The following is an 18,933-nucleotide window of genomic DNA, read 5'->3' as shown; positions in this document are numbered from 1 at the left end:
ACCAAGTGACTGGACGACTAATTTATAAACCATTTTTGAATAGTCAATTCTAAAAAGCTTCTTCTATTTCGTATTTACCAATGGTAAAAAACATGCGGTCAGTTTTGACAAAGTGGCGGTTAGGAGCTGCTTTAATACTGATTTGCCTACCTTCATCATCTACCAGTTTTACGATTTGGTGGTCCCCATAATACAGGGTTCTTACTACCTCACCACTGAGAGGCTGTTCAGTGCTTTTTTTAATCTTGGCATCTTCTGAGCGGAAAAGGATTTTTACTTTCTCCGTGTAGTTTTTGGAGTTAGGATCTGAGATAAATCCAAAACCAGAATAAAAACCATCCTCTGTGGGGGTAGCAATGATCTCATTTCTCTTGCCAAAAAAGTTAGCCACATAGGCATTGGCTGGAGATTTATAAATATTGACAGGATCGTCCACTTGCTGTAATTTTCCCTTATGAAGGATAGCAATTCTGTCCGCAACAGAAAGCGCATCCTTTGCATGGTGACTGGCAAAAATCGTCGTGACACCACTGTTTTTAACGATGTCCCTCAAGTCTTCACTGATCTCGTTTTTGAAGCGAGTGTCAAGGCTTTTGAAGGGATCATCCAAAAGTAACAGCTCGGGTCTTGATGACAAAGCCCTTGCCAATGCGGCCCTTTGACGCTGTCCAGAGGAAAGTTGGTGAGGGTATGACCCAAAACTATCCTCAAGTCCTACCAACGCCAAGCTGTCTTTGGCAATTTGCTTGGCATTTTTTTCCTGTTGGTGCAAAGCACAACGCACATTTTCCAAAATGTTCATTTGAGGGAAAAGAGCGTAATCCTCAAACACAACACCTACGCCTCTTTGGTTGGCAGGGGTGGCGGTTTTACCATTGACAATGGTTTGTCCGGAATAAATAATTTGACCGGAGTCAGGGTGTTCCATGCCAGCGATAAGCTTCAACAAGGTGGTTTTTCCTGAGCCATTTTCACCTACTATGGCTAAAATTTCACCCTCTCCAATTTCCAGAGAAATATCCTTTACCGCAAATTGCTTGGACTGTGGAAACTTTTTACTAATCTCATGAAGGCTCAATAAACTCATAGGGTATAGATCACTGAATGTTGTGGGTATTATATAAGATAGGCGTGTGACTATTTTGGTAAAGTTAATAGGAATTTTTGGATGCCTGAATGATACAACAATTAAAGGTGTTAAAAAGACTCGATAGGCCGTTTTTATGTAATATAAGTTTAAAAGTGTTGGCGCGTAATTATTATTTATATCAAATCTAAATAAAAAGAAAAAGATTTATATCTTTGCTATCATGTTTTTAAGGGCTAAAAACCAGATGGGCACATGACCATTCAACAATTGGAATACGTGTTGGCAGTGGATAAGCATCGCCACTTTGGACACGCTGCAGAAGCTTGCTTTGTTACTCAACCTACTTTAAGTGCTCAGATCCATAAGTTGGAGCGTGAGCTGGAGGTGGTGATTTTTGATCGCTCCAAAATGCCAGTCATCCCTACCGAAACTGGAGCGCAGCTGATAGAACAGGCCAAAAAGGTGGTTGCTGAAAGCAAGGGAATTTATGAGATGATTGCCCAACTCAAAGGTAATATCAGTGGTGTGATCAAGTTGGGCATTATTCCTACTTTGGCTCCTTATTTATTGCACCTTTTTATCAGGGGATTTTTAGAGAAATACCCCAATGTACAACTTCAGGTGGAAGAACTGATCACTGAGGAAATTGTCAAGCGATTGCGCAATGATGAATTGGATCTTGGAATTGTGGTGACGCCTTTGGATGAACAGGGAATTGTGGAGAAACCGATGTTTTATGAAAAATTTTACGCTTACCTTTCAAAAGAGCACCATTTGCTGAATCATGAGTCAATCATGGTGAAGGATCTTATGACGGATGATTTTTGGGTGCTTCAGCAAGGTCACTGCTTTAGGGATCAGGTGCTCAATATTTGTGACCAGAGCAAATTCCAGCGGATGAATTTTCACTATGAAAGCGGATCACTGGAAGGTTTAAAAAATATGGTCAATCGATACAAAGGAGTGACTTTGTTACCAGAGTTGGCAACATTTGATTTGAGTGAGGAAGAAAAGACCCGACTAAGGCCTTTTGCAGGTGAAGAGCCGATCCGGGAAGTTAGCATTATTTTGACCCGAAGTTTCTTGAAGAAACGCTTGGTGGAGTTGCTTTACAAGGAAATCACCCATGCCATACCAGTGAAGATGACCTCTCAATCCCATGGAAAGGTGGTGAAGTTCAAGTGAGTCGACTTACAAGGCTAATATCTCATTTTTACTTTAATACCTCCATAGAAATTTCTTGGGGCTGCCGGTTGGTAATACCTGCCTCCAAATGCATTGAGGTCATTGCCTAAACTGTATTGCTCATCCAGAAGATTGTCAGTACCTCCATATATTTCAAGCTCTAACTTGTTGCTGAGATTACCTCGCCAACCGATCCGGGCATTAAGTAAGTTGTAGCTGTCCTGCATCACTGTGTTGGCATCGTTTAAGGGAAGTTCACTTACAAACTGATGGGTCATATTAAGATAAAACCCTGATTGGGTTTCCAAATCCAACCTGTTGACCAAGTTGTTTTGAGGCACGCCTGTGAGCTTGTTTCCTGAAAAGTTTTCTCCATCGTTCACATAATCCTTGAATAAGAAGTGGTGAAATGAATAAGCATGTCCTAGCTTCAATTGCTGGAGCCAAGCTGTATTGCTTCGGATCAGGGAATAGTCAATTTGCGCTTCAATACCCTTTTGGTCTGTGGCTCCCGCATTTCTAAATAGTACTACCCCTTGCTCATTGGTATAGGTAGTAATGGTTTCATCTAATTTAAAGTAGAATGTACTTACATCTAAATTGATCTTGCCATCGCCATAATTACCACGGTAGCCCACTTCATAATTAATGCCTTTTTCTGCTTCCAGGTCCAAATTGATCGAGCCTTCATTGGTACGTACTTCATCTATGGTGGGAGGAGAGAAGCCGGCACTCATGCTTCCATAGAGTGCCGAAAAAGGATTGATTTTAGCCGAAAAGGCCAGCCTTGGCACCCATACGGGATTAAATTTTCTTTCGACCGCATAAGAGAGACCAGTGGAAGCATCTATATTTCGATTGATGTCAAAGCGGGAAAAGTTTTCGCTTAAAGCCAGTGTCATCAGCATATTTTTGGTCCAGTTGACTTCGATTTGTTGAAAGAGAAACCCTTGGGTGGTAATCAGGTCATCACTGAACCGCACTGTATCGGCCTGGCCATTTTGGTTGCCAAAGTTTTGTGCGCTAGTATTGGAAAACTGGTATTCTCCACCTACCAGCAAGCGAACAGGAAATTGTCCCCATTGATCATTTAAGGTAAACTTGGTTCTTCCGCCGTAGCCATACTGGGTTTCTTTTTTATAATCCAGGTTAAATGGATTTTCAAAATCTGTAGTTTGAATATAGATAGCACTTTTGTTGCTCCATTTGTCATTGAAATCATATTCATGTACAAAAGTACCATAAAGTGATTTCTGGCTGATGGAAGCATTTTGGGTTGCCGATCCAGGTCTAGTCTGTTGTGGGTTTTCTGCCACTTGCTCGGCTGTCAGTCCTCCGGGCAATTCATAAAAAAGATCCGAATACAACAGTTGGGTGGAGATGCTCTGTTTATTCGAGGGATAGAAATTTGCTCCTATATTGAATACTTTTCTGTCCAAGGCACTGTGGTCTCGGTAACCATCGGATTTTTGTTGGACGAAACTGGCATAAATGTCTCCATTTTCTAATAACTGTTCCATTCCAAGACGATACTTGAGCAAGCCATAATCACCTATTGCAAGATCTGCATTGGCACTATTTGCTTTAATTTTTTTAGGAGTGAAGCTGATTACGCCACCGTTGCCAGCTCCATAAATACTTCCAGCTGGGCCTTTGATAATTTCTGTGTTTTGGACATTGCTGAGGTCAAGGATATTAAGGGGCGTAGTCCCGTCCGGTGCGGTAAAGGGAATGTCATCCCAGTAGATTTTGACATTTCGCACACCAAAAGGTGCTCTCAAAGAACTACCGCGGATGGAGATTCTGTAACTTCCAGGAGCCCTTTCCTCCATCCTCACACCAGATCGCGTGTTAAAGGCATTGACCAAGGAGGTTTCATTGAAGCGATAAAGTTCCTTTTCATTCAGTTGGCTTACTGCTGCTGCCTGTTCCATTAAGCTGCGTGCTGACCCAAATGAAGAAACAACGACTTCAGAAAGACTATTGGTTTTTTTGAAAAGGCGAACTGTGTCTGTTTTTCCGGGTTCCAAATTTTTCCACAAGTCCTCATATGCTAAATGACTAAACAGAGCAGTAAGCTGATGATTTAAATTGGCTCTGGCCTGACCATTTTCATCAGCAATAAGCTTGGTCTGGTTGGACAGTCGCATGAGTACTCCTGGTATAGGATTTCCATTTTCATCATCCACAACAGTAATTACTGTTTGCGCAGAAACCATCATTGGAAACAAAACCATAAAGAGAAGGGCCAATACTTTTTTCAAAAATACCATGATGTAAACATAACCATATAAATGCTAACCAAAAGAAGCCAAAAGGACATTAATTTGTTAGCAATCTCCGAAGATCTTTGAATTTTTTATATAAATGGTTCAAGATCTATAATTGAATATTTTTGGATTAAGACTAGTGCTTCTGCCTTAATACATACAATTTTTGCAGTTATTTACTAAAAGTTTTCTAAAGCAGTTAAAATACATTCATCCTACTTTACAAATACTTATATTAGTAGATCAACCTTAAAACCCCATAATGAAAAAATATCTAGCATTATTGCTTCTGGCAGTTGCCTGTCAGAGCAAGGAAGTAGCACCACCTGCCCCGGTGGAACCAGTACCCTCAGAAAGACAATTAGTTTGGCAGGACATGGAATATTATGCCTTTGTCCATTTCAATATGAATACCTTCAACAATATAGAATGGGGAATGGGTGGTGAGGATCCTGATACATTTAACCCAACAGCGTTGGATTGTCGACAGTGGGCTAGAGTAGCCAAAGAGGCAGGGATGAAAGGGATTATTTTAACCGCAAAGCATCATGATGGTTTTTGTCTTTGGCCAACAGCCACTACAGATCATTCTGTGAAAAGCTCGACTTGGAAAGACGGAAAAGGTGACGTACTTCGTGAACTATCAGAGGCCTGTAAAGAATACGGTCTTAAGTTTGGTGTTTACCTATCTCCATGGGACCGGAACAATGAACATTATGGAACGCCAGAGTACATTGAGATTTTCCGTGCCCAGCTTCGTGAACTATTGACCAATTATGGGGATGTTTTTGAAGTTTGGTTTGATGGTGCGAATGGTGGCACCGGATACTACGGTGGAGCCAATGAAGAAAGAAGAGTAGATAAAAAAAGCTACTATGATTGGGAAAATACCTACAAAATCATTCGTGAGCTTCAACCCAATGCGGTGATCTTTAGTGATGCTGGACCAGATATCAGATGGGTAGGAAATGAAGAAGGGCATGCTTACAAAACCACTTGGTCAAACTTATTGCGTGATGAAATTTATGGCGGTATGCCGGAATATTCTTCTGAGTACTCTTCAGGTCAGGAAGATGGAACGCACTGGGTTCCTGCTGAGGTGGATGTCTCCATTCGTCCAGGCTGGTATTATCACGAATATGAAGATCATAAAGTGAAATCACTGCCTAAGCTTTTGGACATCTATTATGAGAGTATAGGCCGCAATGGTTCATTTCTACTCAACTTCCCTGTTGATAAGAGAGGTTTGATTCATGAACGGGATGTGGAGCAAGTGTTGAAGTTGGCTGAGAAAGTGAAGGAGGATTTTGCCAATAACCTGGCAAGTGCAGATCTGGATGTTTCAGCTACAGTGGAAAGAGGCCATGGCTTTGAAGCGGAGATGGTCTTGGATGATGATCCAGCAACTTACTGGGCCACAGCTGATGGAGAAGTCTCTGGGGCATTGACCATTTCATTTGGTGAGCCGACTACCTTTAATCGTTTTTTGGTTCAGGAGTACATCCCTTTGGGACAAAGGGTTAAAGCATTTACTGTGGAGGCCGAGACAGAAGGTGGTTGGGAGCAGATTGCTGATGAAACTACCATAGGTTACAAGCGGATTTTGAGATTTCCTGATGTGACTGCTACTGCAGTAAAGTTCACTGTAAAAGATGCGAAAGCTGCACCTACGATTTCAAAGGTAGCCATCTATAATGCACCGAAGGTAGTTTTAGCTCCTGAAATAAAACGAACAGTAGAAGGAATGGTGAGTTTGGAAGTGCCTGACCAAGGAGTGGATATTTATTATACCACTGATGGCAGTGACCCTTCCGAAAGCTCTAACAAATATGAGGGAGCGTTTGAAATCAAAACTGCCCATACGGTCAAGGCCATTGCTGTGGACAAAGCAGCTGGAAAAGTAAGTGAGCCTAGCAGGGCTGATCTGGATTTGGCCAAAGCCAACTGGAAAGTTGTGAATGGTGGAGAAAATACAGAGCAAGCAATAGATGAAAATGATTACACCAATTACATCAGTGAAAGTGATGAGATAGTGATCGATTTGGCTGAGGAAGTAAGCTTAAAAGGCTTTACCTATATGCCTATGCAAAACCGCTATATGTCTGGCGTGATTTCTCATTATGATTTTGCCGTGAGCACAGATGGTAAGCGTTGGAAAACTGTCAGCAGTGGAGAGTTTGGAAACATTGCCAACAGCCCAATAGAGCAGAAAATAAGCTTTGATGCCGTCCCAGCTAGGTTTATCAAACTAAAGGCTACTAAGACCTTGGATGGAAAAGACGCCTCCTTTGCGGAGATCGGTATAATTACGAAATAAATAAAACTGGTTTATATACTTAACCGCTCTCAGATTTTATCTGGGGGTGGTTTTTTTTATTTTAGCCATTTATAAACATCTAATAAAAAGGAGCTCGTTTTGTAAAAACGAAGAGATTTAATAAATATCACCTGTTAATAAAAAAATATTCAATATTAGTTTGTGTTGTTTTTGTGCAAATATTAAGGACTTTGCCTAAATATAGAATATTTTTTTTGAAAGAAATGTTCATCAACCTTTCTACATCTTTCTTAATTTTTCTAACATTATTTTTGAGACAAAATTTTTTTAAAAGAGATTTGAAAACCAAGAATCACTAATGTGGTTTTTTTTTTAATCTATCTATATTAAGTTTGGAACTAATTCGTGCAAGGATCCTTTCGAATTTTTTAGAAAAAGGCTACTAAAAAGCTTTTTTGACAAACACTTAAATTTTAAAAATTATTTAAATCAACCATGATTATTAAAAAGAAACCACGCTTTTTAGCTGTGTGTATGCTAATTCAATTTTTAGTTTTTAGCTGTACTACACTTGATCAAAAGATCTAAAATATTGAAGCTGGAATACATTACCAATATACAGTTCAAGCAAAAAGTGAAGAATGTGGAAATGCTTACTTGAATTATTATGATGATCCAGATTCATGGGTTACTGGAGCAAATTATGGAGTAAAAATATTAATTAGTGAAGATGACAACTAAATTTAAAAAAACAGCACTGGTATTGTCTTTAGTAGGATTAGGCTTTGTATTTAATAATGCAAAAGCTCAAAGTTCTACTGATTCAAAAAAAATAGAGTTTTCAATTGGACCTTCATTCCATTCTAATAGTTTAAATGAAGATGCGTATTATGACTTTAAAATTCCGAATAAGGTATTAACTCCAGAAAATGAAATTCTAAATGGAGTGAATTTGAAGGTTAGCCTTCCTACAAAGAGGGATTATCTTGACCTTATAGTTGGAACAATTTATGAATGGGGAGCTTCTTCAATAGGTACCTATAGTTCAAACACCTCGAACGATTATAAGATAAATGGAGGAGGGGTTTATGCAGGTATAAGCCCAAAATTAAATGGAGAGCACTTTGGATTGACGTCCGAATTTGCCATTGGCGTCTTTAGTTACAAGGAAACTATCGTGGCTTATAATGATAATTCATCAGAATCTAGTGTCGACATTTATGATAGAAGAAATTCTCAAGGATTAGGGGCCTTAAGCTCCATAGGATTTTATGTAAAATTTGGGAAACTAGGTATTAACCCTAATTTAAATGCAATATTTTCAGGGGGAAATAATGCTAGTTTTACATTTTATGGGTTTACAGTTCCCTTAACATATACACTATAATCAGTTCATAAAGCGGAGCAAATTTTGCTCCGCTTTATGAATTAAAATAGCAGGTCAACTAATCCTACTCCAATTGACTGCGTGTTTCTTCTGGTTTTTGATTTGCCTTAAAACCATGGCATTTTGTGGAAGCTGTAGATTTGGGTCTTCCTGGATAAGTGCTTGAGCAGCATCCCTGGCCATGGTCAGGATAGGAGCGTCTTTGCTGAGGTCTGCAATGAGCAGGTCGGCTACCCCACTTTGTTGGGTGCCCATCAGATCGCCCGGTCCGCGAAGTTTGAGGTCCACATCAGCAATCTCAAAACCGTTATTGGTCCTTACCATGGTATCCAGCCTTACACGGCTATCCTTGGAAAGTTCATATTTGCTCATCAGGATACAGTAAGACTGTTCTGCTCCCCGGCCAACCCTGCCGCGAAGCTGGTGGAGTTGGGATAAGCCAAAGCGCTCTGCATTTTCAATGACCATGACTGAAGCATTGGGTACATTTACTCCCACTTCAATCACAGTGGTGGCTACCATGATTTTGGTTTCGTTCTTTACAAAACGTTGCATCTCAAATTCCTTATCGGCAGGTTTCATATTGCCGTGGACGATGCTAACAGGATATTGGGGAAAAGCCCGACAAATACTTTCATAACCATCCATCAGGCTTTTGAGGTCCATTTTTTCAGAGTCTTCGATCAATGGATAGACCACATAGATTTGCCTGCCCAATTCGATTTCCTTTTTCATAAAACCAAAGACTTTCAGTCGGTCTTTGTCAAAGCGATGGATAGTTTGGATAGGCTTTCTTCCTGCGGGAAGCTCATCGATAACCGAGATGTCCAAGTCTCCATATAGTGTCATGGCCAAGGTTCTTGGAATGGGCGTAGCGGTCATGACCAAGACATGAGGATAGTAATTTTTGTTTTTAGCCCAAAGCTTGGCGCGCTGTGCTACTCCAAAGCGGTGCTGCTCGTCTACAATGGCCAGTCCTAGATTTTGAAACTGCACCACATCTTCTAACAAGGCATGTGTGCCGATCAGGATATGCAATTGCCCATTCAAAAGCTCCCCATGGATCCTTTTGCGCACTGATTTTTTGGTAGAGCCAGTCAAAAGATCAATACGCAGCCCCATCATATCAGCAAACTCCTTAAGTCCTTCAAAGTGTTGTGTGGCCAAAATCTCAGTAGGGGCCATTAGACAAGTCTGTGCTCCAGAGCTGATGGCGATCAGTGCACAGATAAAAGCAACAATGGTCTTGCCACTGCCCACATCGCCTTGGATAAGCCGGTTCATCTGCTTGCCAGAGCGCATGTCATTATAGGATTCGCGGATGACTCTTTTTTGTGCATTGGTAAGGTCAAAGGGAAGATGGTCTTTATAAAATTGGTTGAGCAGCTCAATTTGTGTGAGTACTTGTCCTTTGAATTTTTCAGTTCTGGTCAATTTTAATTTGAGAAGCCTTAGCTGCACGAAGAAGAATTCCTCAAATTTTAGCCGAAATCTGGCCCTTTTTAGCCTTTCTGGATCGTCGGGAAAGTGAATTTGCTTTAGGGCATCCTTTTTGGCTGTTAGGTTAAAACGACGTAAGACATCGTCAGGTAATGTTTCCTGAATTTGTGGATATGCATTTTGGACCAAGGTGGCCATAATTCTGGAAATACCTTTGCTGTCCAGGTACTTTACCCGAAGTTTTTCTGTTGTAGGATAAACTGGTTGAAAAGAGCTTTTTTCTTCTTGGGCTGTTGTTAAAGGTTCCATTTCAGGATGGGCAATGCTAAATTTGCGGCCATACTGGTTAGGTTTTCCAAAGAAAATATAAATGGCTCCGGGCAAGAGTTTTTTGGCGACCCATTGGATGCCTTTGAACCAAGTAAGTTCCATCTCGCCAGTATCATCTTCGATGTAGGCGACCAATCGTTTTTTTCGGGCCAAACCAACTGTTTCCAGTTGTCGGACTTTAGCAATAACCTGAACGTGTTCCAGGTTCCCATTGATTTGGTTGATTTTGTAGAATTTTGTGCGATCCTCATACCGGAAAGGATAGTGTTGAAGAAGTTCTCCAAATGTAAAAATATTAAGTTCCTTATTGATCAAGGCGGCTTTTTGTGGTCCTACGCCCCTTAGAAACTCAATTTTGGTATCAAAGAATCCCGGCAATGTACTCCTTTCTTGGTGTCAGTTTAAATTAGGCCACAAATTAATTTTTAATCGTGTGAAAAGCTATAGATGTTAGCGATTATTGGCAATTCTCTATATATGCTGGACTATTTAGCTAAGGTTATTGCTGTGCTCACTTATACTTTTTTAATAGAATAAGTAAGTTGACTTTACCTTAAAGATTCGGCATAGTTACTTTGCTGCAAGACATCTTTGACAGGCAATTCATAGATCTCTTTCCATGAATCTTTGCCATGATTTTGGACATAGCTTTCTATGATCCTAAAGCCAAGCCAGTAAAATAATGTTTTGGGAGCACCCATTTCTTTTCCCAATTGACGCAAAGGGTCGTCTTCACCGGATTGAAAGAAATATGGTGCACATTGTTCATATATTTCCCTTTCATGATCAAGATACCATTGCCAATCGGCTTCACTCATCTGCTCTACGGCTTGTGCTTTTGAAATTCCTCCATCGAAATAGCGATAGGTGTAATAACAAGCAAAGCCTTCATCAATGCATAAACGCAGGGGACTGTCTTTGTCAGGGTCATTTGCACGGGTAGGCTCATAAATGAAATGGTTCAGTTCATGCGGAATGCCTTCTTTTACCATGTTGATCACATCGAAATTACTATCCAAAAGGTCAAGGATAAAAGCATCATTTTCCATTCCCCCAAAGCCGATTCCTTCTACTGGGGACAATATGATACTCAGTTTTACATTTTCAGGGCTTCTTCCAGTCAGTCTTTTTAATCCTGTCAAGCTTGCTTTAAGTGTAGAATCAAAATTTACTTCAAGTAACTGATCTATTCTTGATTCAATTGTATCCGAGTGATCTTGATAGATGTCTTTGTTCCAACTGATCATTCCTGCTTCTGTGGAAAATCGGACAGAATCAAAAAGTACCCCATAGAGTTCCTTCCAGATTTTAGGATGTCTTTCAAAAACCTTTTCGATGACCATGGTGCTGTCATAGCTGTTTTCGCGGTGGGCCAGGATTTGATACTTGAAAAGGTAATAAATGGTGATGTCATTTATTTTGATACTGTCTGGCAGGTGTCTTACACGGTCAAAAATATCTTCTGAAACGCTTTCTTGCCTGGCCTTTTGACAATGTGTAAAAAGTATGATGGATAAAGAAACAAGGAATAGAGACTTTTTCATAACATAAATTAAGGTTCACTTATGAGTAAGTCAAATGGATAGTGGTCAATTAGTGCATAAAAAAAGGGACCGAAGCCCCCTTTTTAAATCAATCAACTAATACATATTAAAATTCTCTGTATGGTGCATCCAATAGTGCATTGGCTTCTTCTTCTGCAAATCGGGCTGTTTTGGCATCCCAGTGAAGTGTTTTGTTCGGGAATCTACCGGCAATAGTTCCTAACAAAATAGTTTCCGTCAGCCTTGCTGCATAATCAAACGGAGCGCTGGTCTCATCTTTACCCAAGCAAGCATCCACAAACTGGTGGTAATGCTTTTCTCCTTCACTGTCATAATCTCTCACAGGCTGCCCAATATGTTCGGTGCCACTAAGATCCAATTCTTTATACTCACCATCTACAATTAGCTTAGGTAGTTGCATAAAGTGAGGAAGCAGTAGACGTCTTCCATCTTCACCAATAAACATGGCGCCTTGGCCAGGCAGTTCATCTCCATTGGGCAATTTCAAGTCTTTGTGCTTAGCAGGTGCTCCAGGGCCATCATACCATACCCATTTCAAGGTTTCGGTGGTATATGGGGTCTGAGGGAAAGTATAGGTCACTTCATTGTGCTCAGGGAAGCCAAATCCGGTTGGTTTGCGGCATTTGTTTTTGATGGTCATTGGGACATCAAGTTCCAGAGCATTGTAAGGAGTGTCAAAGATATGGACACCCATATCGCCCAAAGTACCACAGCCATAGTCCAATACTTTTCTCCAATTTCCTGTGTGGTAATAACCCTTTTTGTATTCTCTTTCAGGGGCAGTGCCTAACCATAAGTTCCAATCTAAAGTACTTGGTACTGGATCAGATCCCTCAGGAGCCTCTCCATCAAAGCCCCAGTTTTTAGGAGACCAAGCCCTAACGCACTTCACTTTACCGATGATTCCTTCACGGATTAGGTGTGTTGCTAGCTTATAGTCATAGAAGGAGTGTACCTGGATACCCATTTGGGTAATGATATTGTTATCTGCTGCAAATTTTTTCATTGCCCTTGCCTCTGTTACATGATGGGTCAAAGGTTTTTGGCAATAGACTGGTTTGCCTTTTTCCATGGCCAACATAGAAGCTGGGGCGTGCGTGTGGTCAGGAGTGGATACAATTACTGCATCGATTTCATCTGACATTTCTTTGAGCATTTCACGGTAATCCGCATAGGTTTTTGCTTTTGGGTGCATGGCTTTTGCGGTTGCCAAAGCGTTGCTGTCCACATCACATAAGCCCACTACGTCCACTAAGCTATGAGAAGCGATGGCTTTCAAATCTGCCATACCCATATTGGATATACCTATGTGTGCCGTACGGAGCCTTTTACCTTTTGCCATGGACCAAACTGATCCAGGAAGCATAGATACTGCGGCAAGCGCTGCCGTATTTTTAAGAAATGTTCTTTTTTTCATGGGGTACTGTTTATTTATATGGTTAAAGCCATTATTTTCTTCCGTAAATCTAACTTTTTGCAATAATATACCCAAGATACAAAAAAAAATAAGTAATCTAACTAGAGATAAGTAAAGTCTTTAAAGATTATTCTTTTGGATTAAAACCTTGATAAACCTGTCTTTTTCAGTGATAAAACTATAAAAAGTAGCTTAGCTCTAGTGAAAAAAATTGTTAAATACTCTTGGGTACAAAGAGGTAGTTAAATCCGGAGAGAAGATTTAAGGGTGGTAATATGGTCCTTTAGCTCGGTATTGAACGTTTTTACTGGACCTTTTCCAATAAAAGAGAGATAGATTTACGTTTGGTTTGGAGGGCTTGAAGCAAGAGTGCCTGGTTTTTAGAGCGATGCAAATTATGATCTTGGTAACTGATTGGATAATAGATATTGCCATTTAAATAGTCCGTAAGAAAGCGAAGTCCCATGATACAGGCCATCATTTCTCCTCCAAAAGGTAATGATTCCTTTTCTTCTGCCGATAGTTCTGAGTCCATGGCCTCGACAAAGCCTTGAAGCAAAGCTGCGTATTTGTCAAGGTCGATATCGATCTTGTCCCATTCGACAGAGCCTTCTTCTTCAGTGCAGGCCACTGTACGCACCAGGTCACCGAAATCATAAAAGACATAACCCGCCATAACAGTATCCAGATCAATTACAGCATTTATCTTGCTGAAGTCGTCAGAAAAGATGACATTGTTGATCTTGGTATCATTGTGTGTAACCCTAAGTGGAAGTGTTTCAACGTAATGTTTGTACTTCCTTACAAGAAGCACTTGCTTTTTATAAAACTCCACCATGTCCAATACTTCCCCAGACAGTTCAATTTGAGTGTTTTTGAGTGCCATTTCAAATTGTCGGTAGCGAAGGGAAAGGTCATGAAAACCTTCGATAACTTCTTCTAAGCCATCAGTAGTGATACCGGCACAAGCTTTAATGAATCCTCCAAAAGCTTGAGCGGCCAGGTAAGCTTGCTTTGGGTTTTCTACCTTGTCAATACATTTTCCCTCTACAAAGGGAAACAGCCTGTAAAAGACGTTTTCATGGTCAGTAAATAACTTTCCAGCAGTAGTGCGCATGGGAAGGGGCAAGTTAAACTCCAGGTTTTTTCCATGGAGGTGGGTTTTTACTTGCTGTAAATTACCTGCGATGCGGTCTGGGAAAGGAAAGACTTTTCGATTGAAGCTTTGAAGAATATATTGCTGGGAAGGAATATCCACTAAAAAAGTTTTATGAATGTGACCGGAGCCATATTTTTTAACCTCAGTAACTTCCTCTTCCTGTCCATAGTGCTTCAAAAGCTGACCTATTACCGCATTCATATTCAATTCAATCATTAGTTTGATAACGCCTTAAGTTTACTAAAAGGTCAGCTCTGCTTACCATTTCAAATTTAAAGTACAACCTGAAATTTATAATTCAAAAGAATTTGAAACATTTTATTGCGTAAACCGAACGCAAAAATAAAAAATAAGCGTATTAATATATGTTTTCGTCAATATTTATTTTCTTTGGGAAAATTAAAGTTAAGTTAACAAGATTTCACTTTTTGTAATTCATGAATAATTGAATACATTAGTGAAATTTATTTCAAAAGTGCGTTTTATTAAATGTAAAATTTTATAAAACTTCATTTAACAGCTTAAACGCACCCAAAAAAAGTAAGTTACCGATTTTACTAAATCACTAAATACATTAGGATATTATGAACATTTCTCCAATTGACTGGGGCATTATTGCGGCCTTTTTCATCATTTCCTTGCTGATAGGCGTGTTTACATCAAAATCTGCAGGTAAAAGTTCTAAGGACTTCTTCTTATCTGGCAGAAGTATGCCATGGTGGCTTTTGGGTGTTTCCATGGTTGCTACCACCTTCTCAGCGGATACCCCTAACTTGGTTACGGATATTGTAAGGAATAATGGTGTCTCTGGTAACTGGACTTGGTGGTGTTTCCTATTGACCGGTATGCTTACTGTGTTTGTTTATGCCAAACTTTGGAGAAGGTCTGAAATCAATACTGATTTGGAATTCTATGAATTAAGGTATGGAGGCAAAGCAGCGGCTTTTTTAAGAGGTTTTAGAGCAATCTATTTGGGAGTTTTCTTTAACGTGATGATCATGGCCACCGTCTCTTTGGCAGCTATTAAGATTGGTGGGGTGATGCTTGGACTAAGCCCAGTGCAAACTTTATTGATTGCTTCAATTGTGACAGTTGTGTATAGTTCTTTGGGTGGCTTAAAAGGGGTTTTGTTGACTGACTTCTTCCAGTTCTTCATTGCCATGGCCGGTGCAATCGGTGCTGCAATCTATATTTTGGACCTTCCTGAAATTGGATCTTTGGACAACTTGTTGGCTCACCCAAATGTGTCTGACAAGTTATCTTTTCTTCCTGATTTCAATGACATGAACTTGGTGATTCCTTTGTTCTTGATGCCTATCGCAATCCAATGGTGGGCAACATGGTACCCAGGTGCTGAGCCAGGTGGTGGTGGTTATATCGCCCAAAGGATGCTTTCTGCCAAAGATGAAAAGAATGCAATTGGAGCAACCTTATTCTTCAATGTAGCCCACTATGCGCTTCGTCCTTGGCCATGGATCATCATTGCCTTGGCTTCATTGGTGGTATTTCCGCAGATCAGTGATATGAAGGAAGCTTTCCCACATATTCCTGCGGATAAATTGGGAGATGATTTGGCTTATTCTGCCATGTTGACCTACTTACCAACTGGATTGATTGGTATTGTATTGGCCTCTTTGATTGCAGCGGTAATGTCTACTCTTTCTACACATTTGAACTGGGGATCCTCTTATGTGGTAAATGACTTCTACCAAAGATTTGTAAAGCCTGATGCTTCTGATAAGGAGTTGGTTAATGTGGGGAGAATCTCAACAGTGGTATTGATGGGCTTGGCCGCTCTACTGGCTTTGGCCTTGTCCAATGCACTTGAAGCGTTTAATATTTTGCTTCAGATTGGTGCAGGTACTGGATTGATCTTTATTTTAAGATGGTTCTGGTGGAGGATCAATGCTTACACGGAGATTTCAGCGATGATCATATCATTTATTGTGGCCATCTTCTTTGAGACCATCAACCCTAAGTTTGGTATCATCAATATTCCAGAAGGAATGGAGTATTTGAAGCTACTTTATGGTGTCAGTGTGACCACGGCCACTTGGGTGATCGTTACCTTGGTGACCAAACCAGAAAATGATGAAATCTTACTTTCTTTTTATAAAAAAGTGAAGCCGGCAGCCTATGGTTGGAGAAAATTATTGGATAGGTATCCAGAGGTAGAAGCAGAGCAGGGACAGTTGCCTTTCGAAATAGGTTTAATGGTGACAGGTTCGGTAGCAATTTATTCTGCCTTGTTTGCCATAGGATTCTGGCTATATGACAATACCATGTCAGCTATTATTGCTTCAATCGTGAGTGCTTTGGCCTTCACTATTTTGATCAGAAGCTGGAGCAAGATCAAGCTGTTTTGACACGCCAGATTTATAATCGGTATTAACTAAGCCGTCCATTTGGGCGGCTTTTGTCGTTTCTGTCGGATGTTGGTCTGAAAAGTTTGATTTAAAATTTTATTATCATCATTGAAGATGATATGAGCGGGATGATTCGGGTTGTTATGGTCTTGCTTAGGTCAAAACAGCGAAAGTTGACAAAATGGCTGCTGATGGCTTGAGCTTTAAAAATGTGCATTTGACGGCCTGCTCTTGCAGTTCTAGCTAAAATCAATTTTAGCAGGTCGTTACCCACAAAATACTGGTGCGGCAGAGCTCCAAACTGAGCTTCCTTTGGATATGAAGTCTCTTCCCGAATTTCTGAAGACCCAAGGCTATGATTATGAGGCACACAAGCAGATGGTTTGGTCTGGAAAATACCTGTATATTCTAAATTCCAGGCTTAAAATTCCGTAGTCTGGTCCATTGGATGTAGTGACCAGTCCTTCTATCAGGATTTTGAAGCGCTTCATAAAGCAGGCGAGATGCCGGCCATTCAAGTAGATATTTTTGTGACACCAAGATCTTCTGAAGAATTCTATGATATTGCAAATGATCCTTTCCAGCTTTATAATTTGGCAGTAGATTCTGTCTACCAAAAGATTGGGCAGAAATCCACCAAGTGTTGCTTGAGTGGCGGTAGGAAACAGGAGATAACACTCCAAAAGACCTCACCAAGAGTTGGTATGAATCGCTGATTCCAGAATATATATGCTGCAATCTGGAGTCCGGGAAGAAATGCGTGGGTCAGCCAAAAATGCAACTCAAGTCAATCAAAAAGGTCCATTCAATTAACTGATTTTAGATAATTGACTCAAGGTTTCCAAATTTTAAGCTGGGAGAGCTCACCATAATTCCCCAAAAATCCAATCGCTAGAAAAGGATAGTTTTGGATGGCAGGATGGTTAAAGACAAAGGTCTCTCCATCAAAAGAGCCACTTGTCCGTAGGTTTTCCACCAATTCCCATCTACCAGCATTATTGTAGCCATAGAGGACTACTTCTTTAGAGAGATAGGCATTGGAAATTTGCAACTGAAGTCCCCTGGCGGAAAGGTGTTTGCTGCTGATCTGAGGCTCAATATTGGACATGACATCAGAAAGGACCTTTTGGGAAGGTGCCAAAGCTGGACTGGCATATACATTTTGAAGGAGCAAATTGGCCACATCCCGGTTGTTTCCCATCAGGGAGCGGGCACGGAAAAAAACATTGCCTTCTATTCCTGGGATTGTACGTGCATAGGCCACTTGATTGGGTAGCTCAAAAGTACTTGTCCACGCTTCATCTCCATCATTCCGTACCTTGTAGGATCCGTTTCCGATATAGATAGGGGTATCTTGAGCCTTATCGGACCACCACTTCAGCAGCGTTCGGTAGGAAGCAGCGTCATGGTCCATACTCCAGTATACTTGAGGTGCGATGTAATCCACCCAACCATTTTTTATCCATACCAATGGATCTGCGTATAGATCATCATAGTTAGTTTGACCTGCTTTGGTGGCAGAGCCTCTTGGATCCTGAGAATTATTTCTCCAAACCCCAAATGGGCTTACACCAAAAGCTACCCAGGGCTTTTCCGAATCAATTATTTCACTTGTTTTCCGGATCAGTTGGTCCACATTTTGGCGGCGCCAGTCGGCCAAAGAGCTCCCTCTTCCATATTGGCGATAGGCATTTTGATCTGCAAATTCTTGCCCTTTGATCTTGTAGGGATAGAAGTAATCGTCAAAGTGGATGCCGTCCACATCATACTTTTGAACGATTTCTTTGACAATGCTTGCGATATGGTTTTGGACTGCCGGAAGCCCGGGATTATAATAACGCTTGGTACCATAGGTTATCATCCAGTCAGGGTGACGGAAGTAATCGTGTTTTGGGCTCAACTCTTTGGTGTCGAGGTTGAAGGTTGCACGGTAGGGGTTCAGCCAAGCATGAAATTCCATTCCCCTTTCGTGGGCAGCTTGGATCATCCATTTGAGTGGATCCATGGAGGTTTTTGGGGATTGTCCTTCTTTTCCAGTTAAAAATTTGGACCACGGGGCCAGGTCAGAAGGGTAAAAAGCATCACCTGCTGCCCTTACTTGAACAAATACAGCATTGAAATTGCGCTGGTGATAGAAATCCAAGATTTGCAGGAAATCCATTTTTTGTTTTTCGAAACTGTCATTTCCAGAGCTAGGCCAGTCAATATTAGCCACGGTGGCAATCCAAACGCCTCTCATTTCCCTGGAAGGCGCAGTAAATAACGGTAAGGTCTCAGGTTGATCCGAAGGGGTAGCAACAGTATTTTCTCTTGAATGACTTATAGGTGGAGCCTCTTGAGGAACTGGGGCGTCATTCGGCTGATGGATTTTTTTTGACCCCGCGCAGGAAGCGAATAAAATCAGAAAAGCAAAATAGCTTATGCTTTGAAGTGAAAATTTCATGGA

12 protein-coding genes are annotated in these 18,933 nt (G+C 40.8%); 5 read left to right on the top strand and 7 right to left on the bottom strand.

The genetic code is table 11. The annotated features are described in order from the left end of the window. Positions 1-49 precede the first annotated feature (49 nt). Positions 50-1,087, bottom strand: coding sequence for an ABC transporter ATP-binding protein (locus IFO69_RS08545; RefSeq protein ID WP_192009643.1), 1,038 nt, complete (start codon positions 1,085-1,087; stop codon positions 50-52). Between the two features lie 255 nt (positions 1,088-1,342). Here IFO69_RS08545 and IFO69_RS08540 point away from each other — a divergent pair, with 255 nt between their 5' ends. Further along, on the top strand, positions 1,343-2,275 hold the full coding sequence (locus IFO69_RS08540; RefSeq protein ID WP_192009642.1) for a hydrogen peroxide-inducible genes activator: 933 nt from the start codon (positions 1,343-1,345) through the stop codon (positions 2,273-2,275). A gap of 14 nt (positions 2,276-2,289) precedes the next feature. Here IFO69_RS08540 and IFO69_RS08535 read toward each other — a convergent pair whose 3' ends face one another. Next, positions 2,290-4,548 (bottom strand): TonB-dependent receptor domain-containing protein, encoded by a 2,259-nt coding sequence (locus IFO69_RS08535; protein ID WP_192009641.1) that lies wholly within the window; start codon positions 4,546-4,548, stop codon positions 2,290-2,292. Positions 4,549-4,807: 259 nt separating this feature from the next. Between IFO69_RS08535 and IFO69_RS08530 the strand changes: the two genes are divergently transcribed. Together IFO69_RS08530 and IFO69_RS08525 are read left to right on the top strand one after the other, a co-directional pair. Then, positions 4,808-6,862, top strand: a complete 2,055-nt coding sequence (locus tag IFO69_RS08530) for an alpha-L-fucosidase (protein WP_192009640.1) — start codon at positions 4,808-4,810, stop codon at positions 6,860-6,862. A 691-nt stretch (positions 6,863-7,553) separates the two neighbouring features. Next, positions 7,554-8,210, top strand: coding sequence for a hypothetical protein (locus IFO69_RS08525; protein ID WP_192009639.1), 657 nt, complete (start codon positions 7,554-7,556; stop codon positions 8,208-8,210). Between the two features lie 54 nt (positions 8,211-8,264). Here the strand turns inward: IFO69_RS08525 and recG are convergent, their stop codons facing one another. The 4 genes from recG to IFO69_RS08505 all read right to left on the bottom strand — a co-directional run bounded on the left by recG (position 8,265) and on the right by IFO69_RS08505 (position 14,337). Next, positions 8,265-10,358, bottom strand: a complete 2,094-nt coding sequence (gene recG, locus IFO69_RS08520) for an ATP-dependent DNA helicase RecG (RefSeq protein WP_192009638.1) — start codon at positions 10,356-10,358, stop codon at positions 8,265-8,267. 170 nt (positions 10,359-10,528) lie between these two features. Beyond that, positions 10,529-11,524 carry a DUF2268 domain-containing putative Zn-dependent protease gene (locus IFO69_RS08515; RefSeq protein WP_192009637.1) on the bottom strand — a complete coding sequence of 332 codons (996 nt, stop codon included), beginning with the start codon at positions 11,522-11,524 and terminating at the stop codon, positions 10,529-10,531. A 106-nt stretch (positions 11,525-11,630) separates the two neighbouring features. Beyond that, the gene (locus tag IFO69_RS08510) at positions 11,631-12,962 is read right to left on the bottom strand and encodes a Gfo/Idh/MocA family protein (RefSeq protein ID WP_192009636.1); all 1,332 of its coding nucleotides are present in this window, start codon (positions 12,960-12,962) and stop codon (positions 11,631-11,633) included. Positions 12,963-13,266: 304 nt separating this feature from the next. Further along, a complete protein-coding gene (locus tag IFO69_RS08505) occupies positions 13,267-14,337 on the bottom strand; it encodes a phosphotransferase enzyme family protein (protein ID WP_192009635.1) in 1,071 nt (356 codons plus the stop codon). Between the two features lie 368 nt (positions 14,338-14,705). On the opposite strand from IFO69_RS08505, the gene IFO69_RS08500 reads away from it, so the two are divergent. Next, the gene (locus tag IFO69_RS08500) at positions 14,706-16,487 is read left to right on the top strand and encodes a sodium:solute symporter family protein (RefSeq protein ID WP_192009634.1); all 1,782 of its coding nucleotides are present in this window, start codon (positions 14,706-14,708) and stop codon (positions 16,485-16,487) included. Between the two features lie 503 nt (positions 16,488-16,990). Then, positions 16,991-17,203, top strand: coding sequence for a hypothetical protein (locus tag IFO69_RS08495; protein ID WP_192009633.1), 213 nt, complete (start codon positions 16,991-16,993; stop codon positions 17,201-17,203). Positions 17,204-17,319: 116 nt separating this feature from the next. Here IFO69_RS08495 and IFO69_RS08490 read toward each other — a convergent pair whose 3' ends face one another. Next, positions 17,320-18,930 carry a glycoside hydrolase family 10 protein gene (locus IFO69_RS08490; protein WP_192009632.1) on the bottom strand — a complete coding sequence of 537 codons (1,611 nt, stop codon included), beginning with the start codon at positions 18,928-18,930 and terminating at the stop codon, positions 17,320-17,322. Between the last annotated feature and the right edge of the window lie 3 nt (positions 18,931-18,933).

It is taken from the genome of Echinicola arenosa, assembly GCF_014841125.1.
In the GTDB taxonomy this organism is placed as follows: domain Bacteria; phylum Bacteroidota; class Bacteroidia; order Cytophagales; family Cyclobacteriaceae; genus Echinicola; species Echinicola arenosa.
This window is presented reverse-complemented; position numbering and strand designations above follow the sequence as displayed.

Coding starts and splice junctions, on each gene's coding strand:
- IFO69_RS08545 (WP_192009643.1), bottom strand. CDS start 1,087: ATGAGTTTATTGAGCCTTCATGAGATTAGTAAAAAGTTTCCACAGTCC.
- IFO69_RS08540 (WP_192009642.1), top strand. CDS start 1,343: ATGACCATTCAACAATTGGAATACGTGTTGGCAGTGGATAAGCATCGC.
- IFO69_RS08535 (WP_192009641.1), bottom strand. CDS start 4,548: ATGGTATTTTTGAAAAAAGTATTGGCCCTTCTCTTTATGGTTTTGTTT.
- IFO69_RS08530 (WP_192009640.1), top strand. CDS start 4,808: ATGAAAAAATATCTAGCATTATTGCTTCTGGCAGTTGCCTGTCAGAGC.
- IFO69_RS08525 (WP_192009639.1), top strand. CDS start 7,554: ATGACAACTAAATTTAAAAAAACAGCACTGGTATTGTCTTTAGTAGGA.
- IFO69_RS08515 (WP_192009637.1), bottom strand. CDS start 11,524: ATGAAAAAGTCTCTATTCCTTGTTTCTTTATCCATCATACTTTTTACA.
- IFO69_RS08510 (WP_192009636.1), bottom strand. CDS start 12,962: ATGAAAAAAAGAACATTTCTTAAAAATACGGCAGCGCTTGCCGCAGTA.
- IFO69_RS08505 (WP_192009635.1), bottom strand. CDS start 14,337: ATGATTGAATTGAATATGAATGCGGTAATAGGTCAGCTTTTGAAGCAC.
- IFO69_RS08500 (WP_192009634.1), top strand. CDS start 14,706: ATGAACATTTCTCCAATTGACTGGGGCATTATTGCGGCCTTTTTCATC.
- IFO69_RS08495 (WP_192009633.1), top strand. CDS start 16,991: ATGCCGGCCATTCAAGTAGATATTTTTGTGACACCAAGATCTTCTGAA.
- IFO69_RS08490 (WP_192009632.1), bottom strand. CDS start 18,930: ATGAAATTTTCACTTCAAAGCATAAGCTATTTTGCTTTTCTGATTTTA.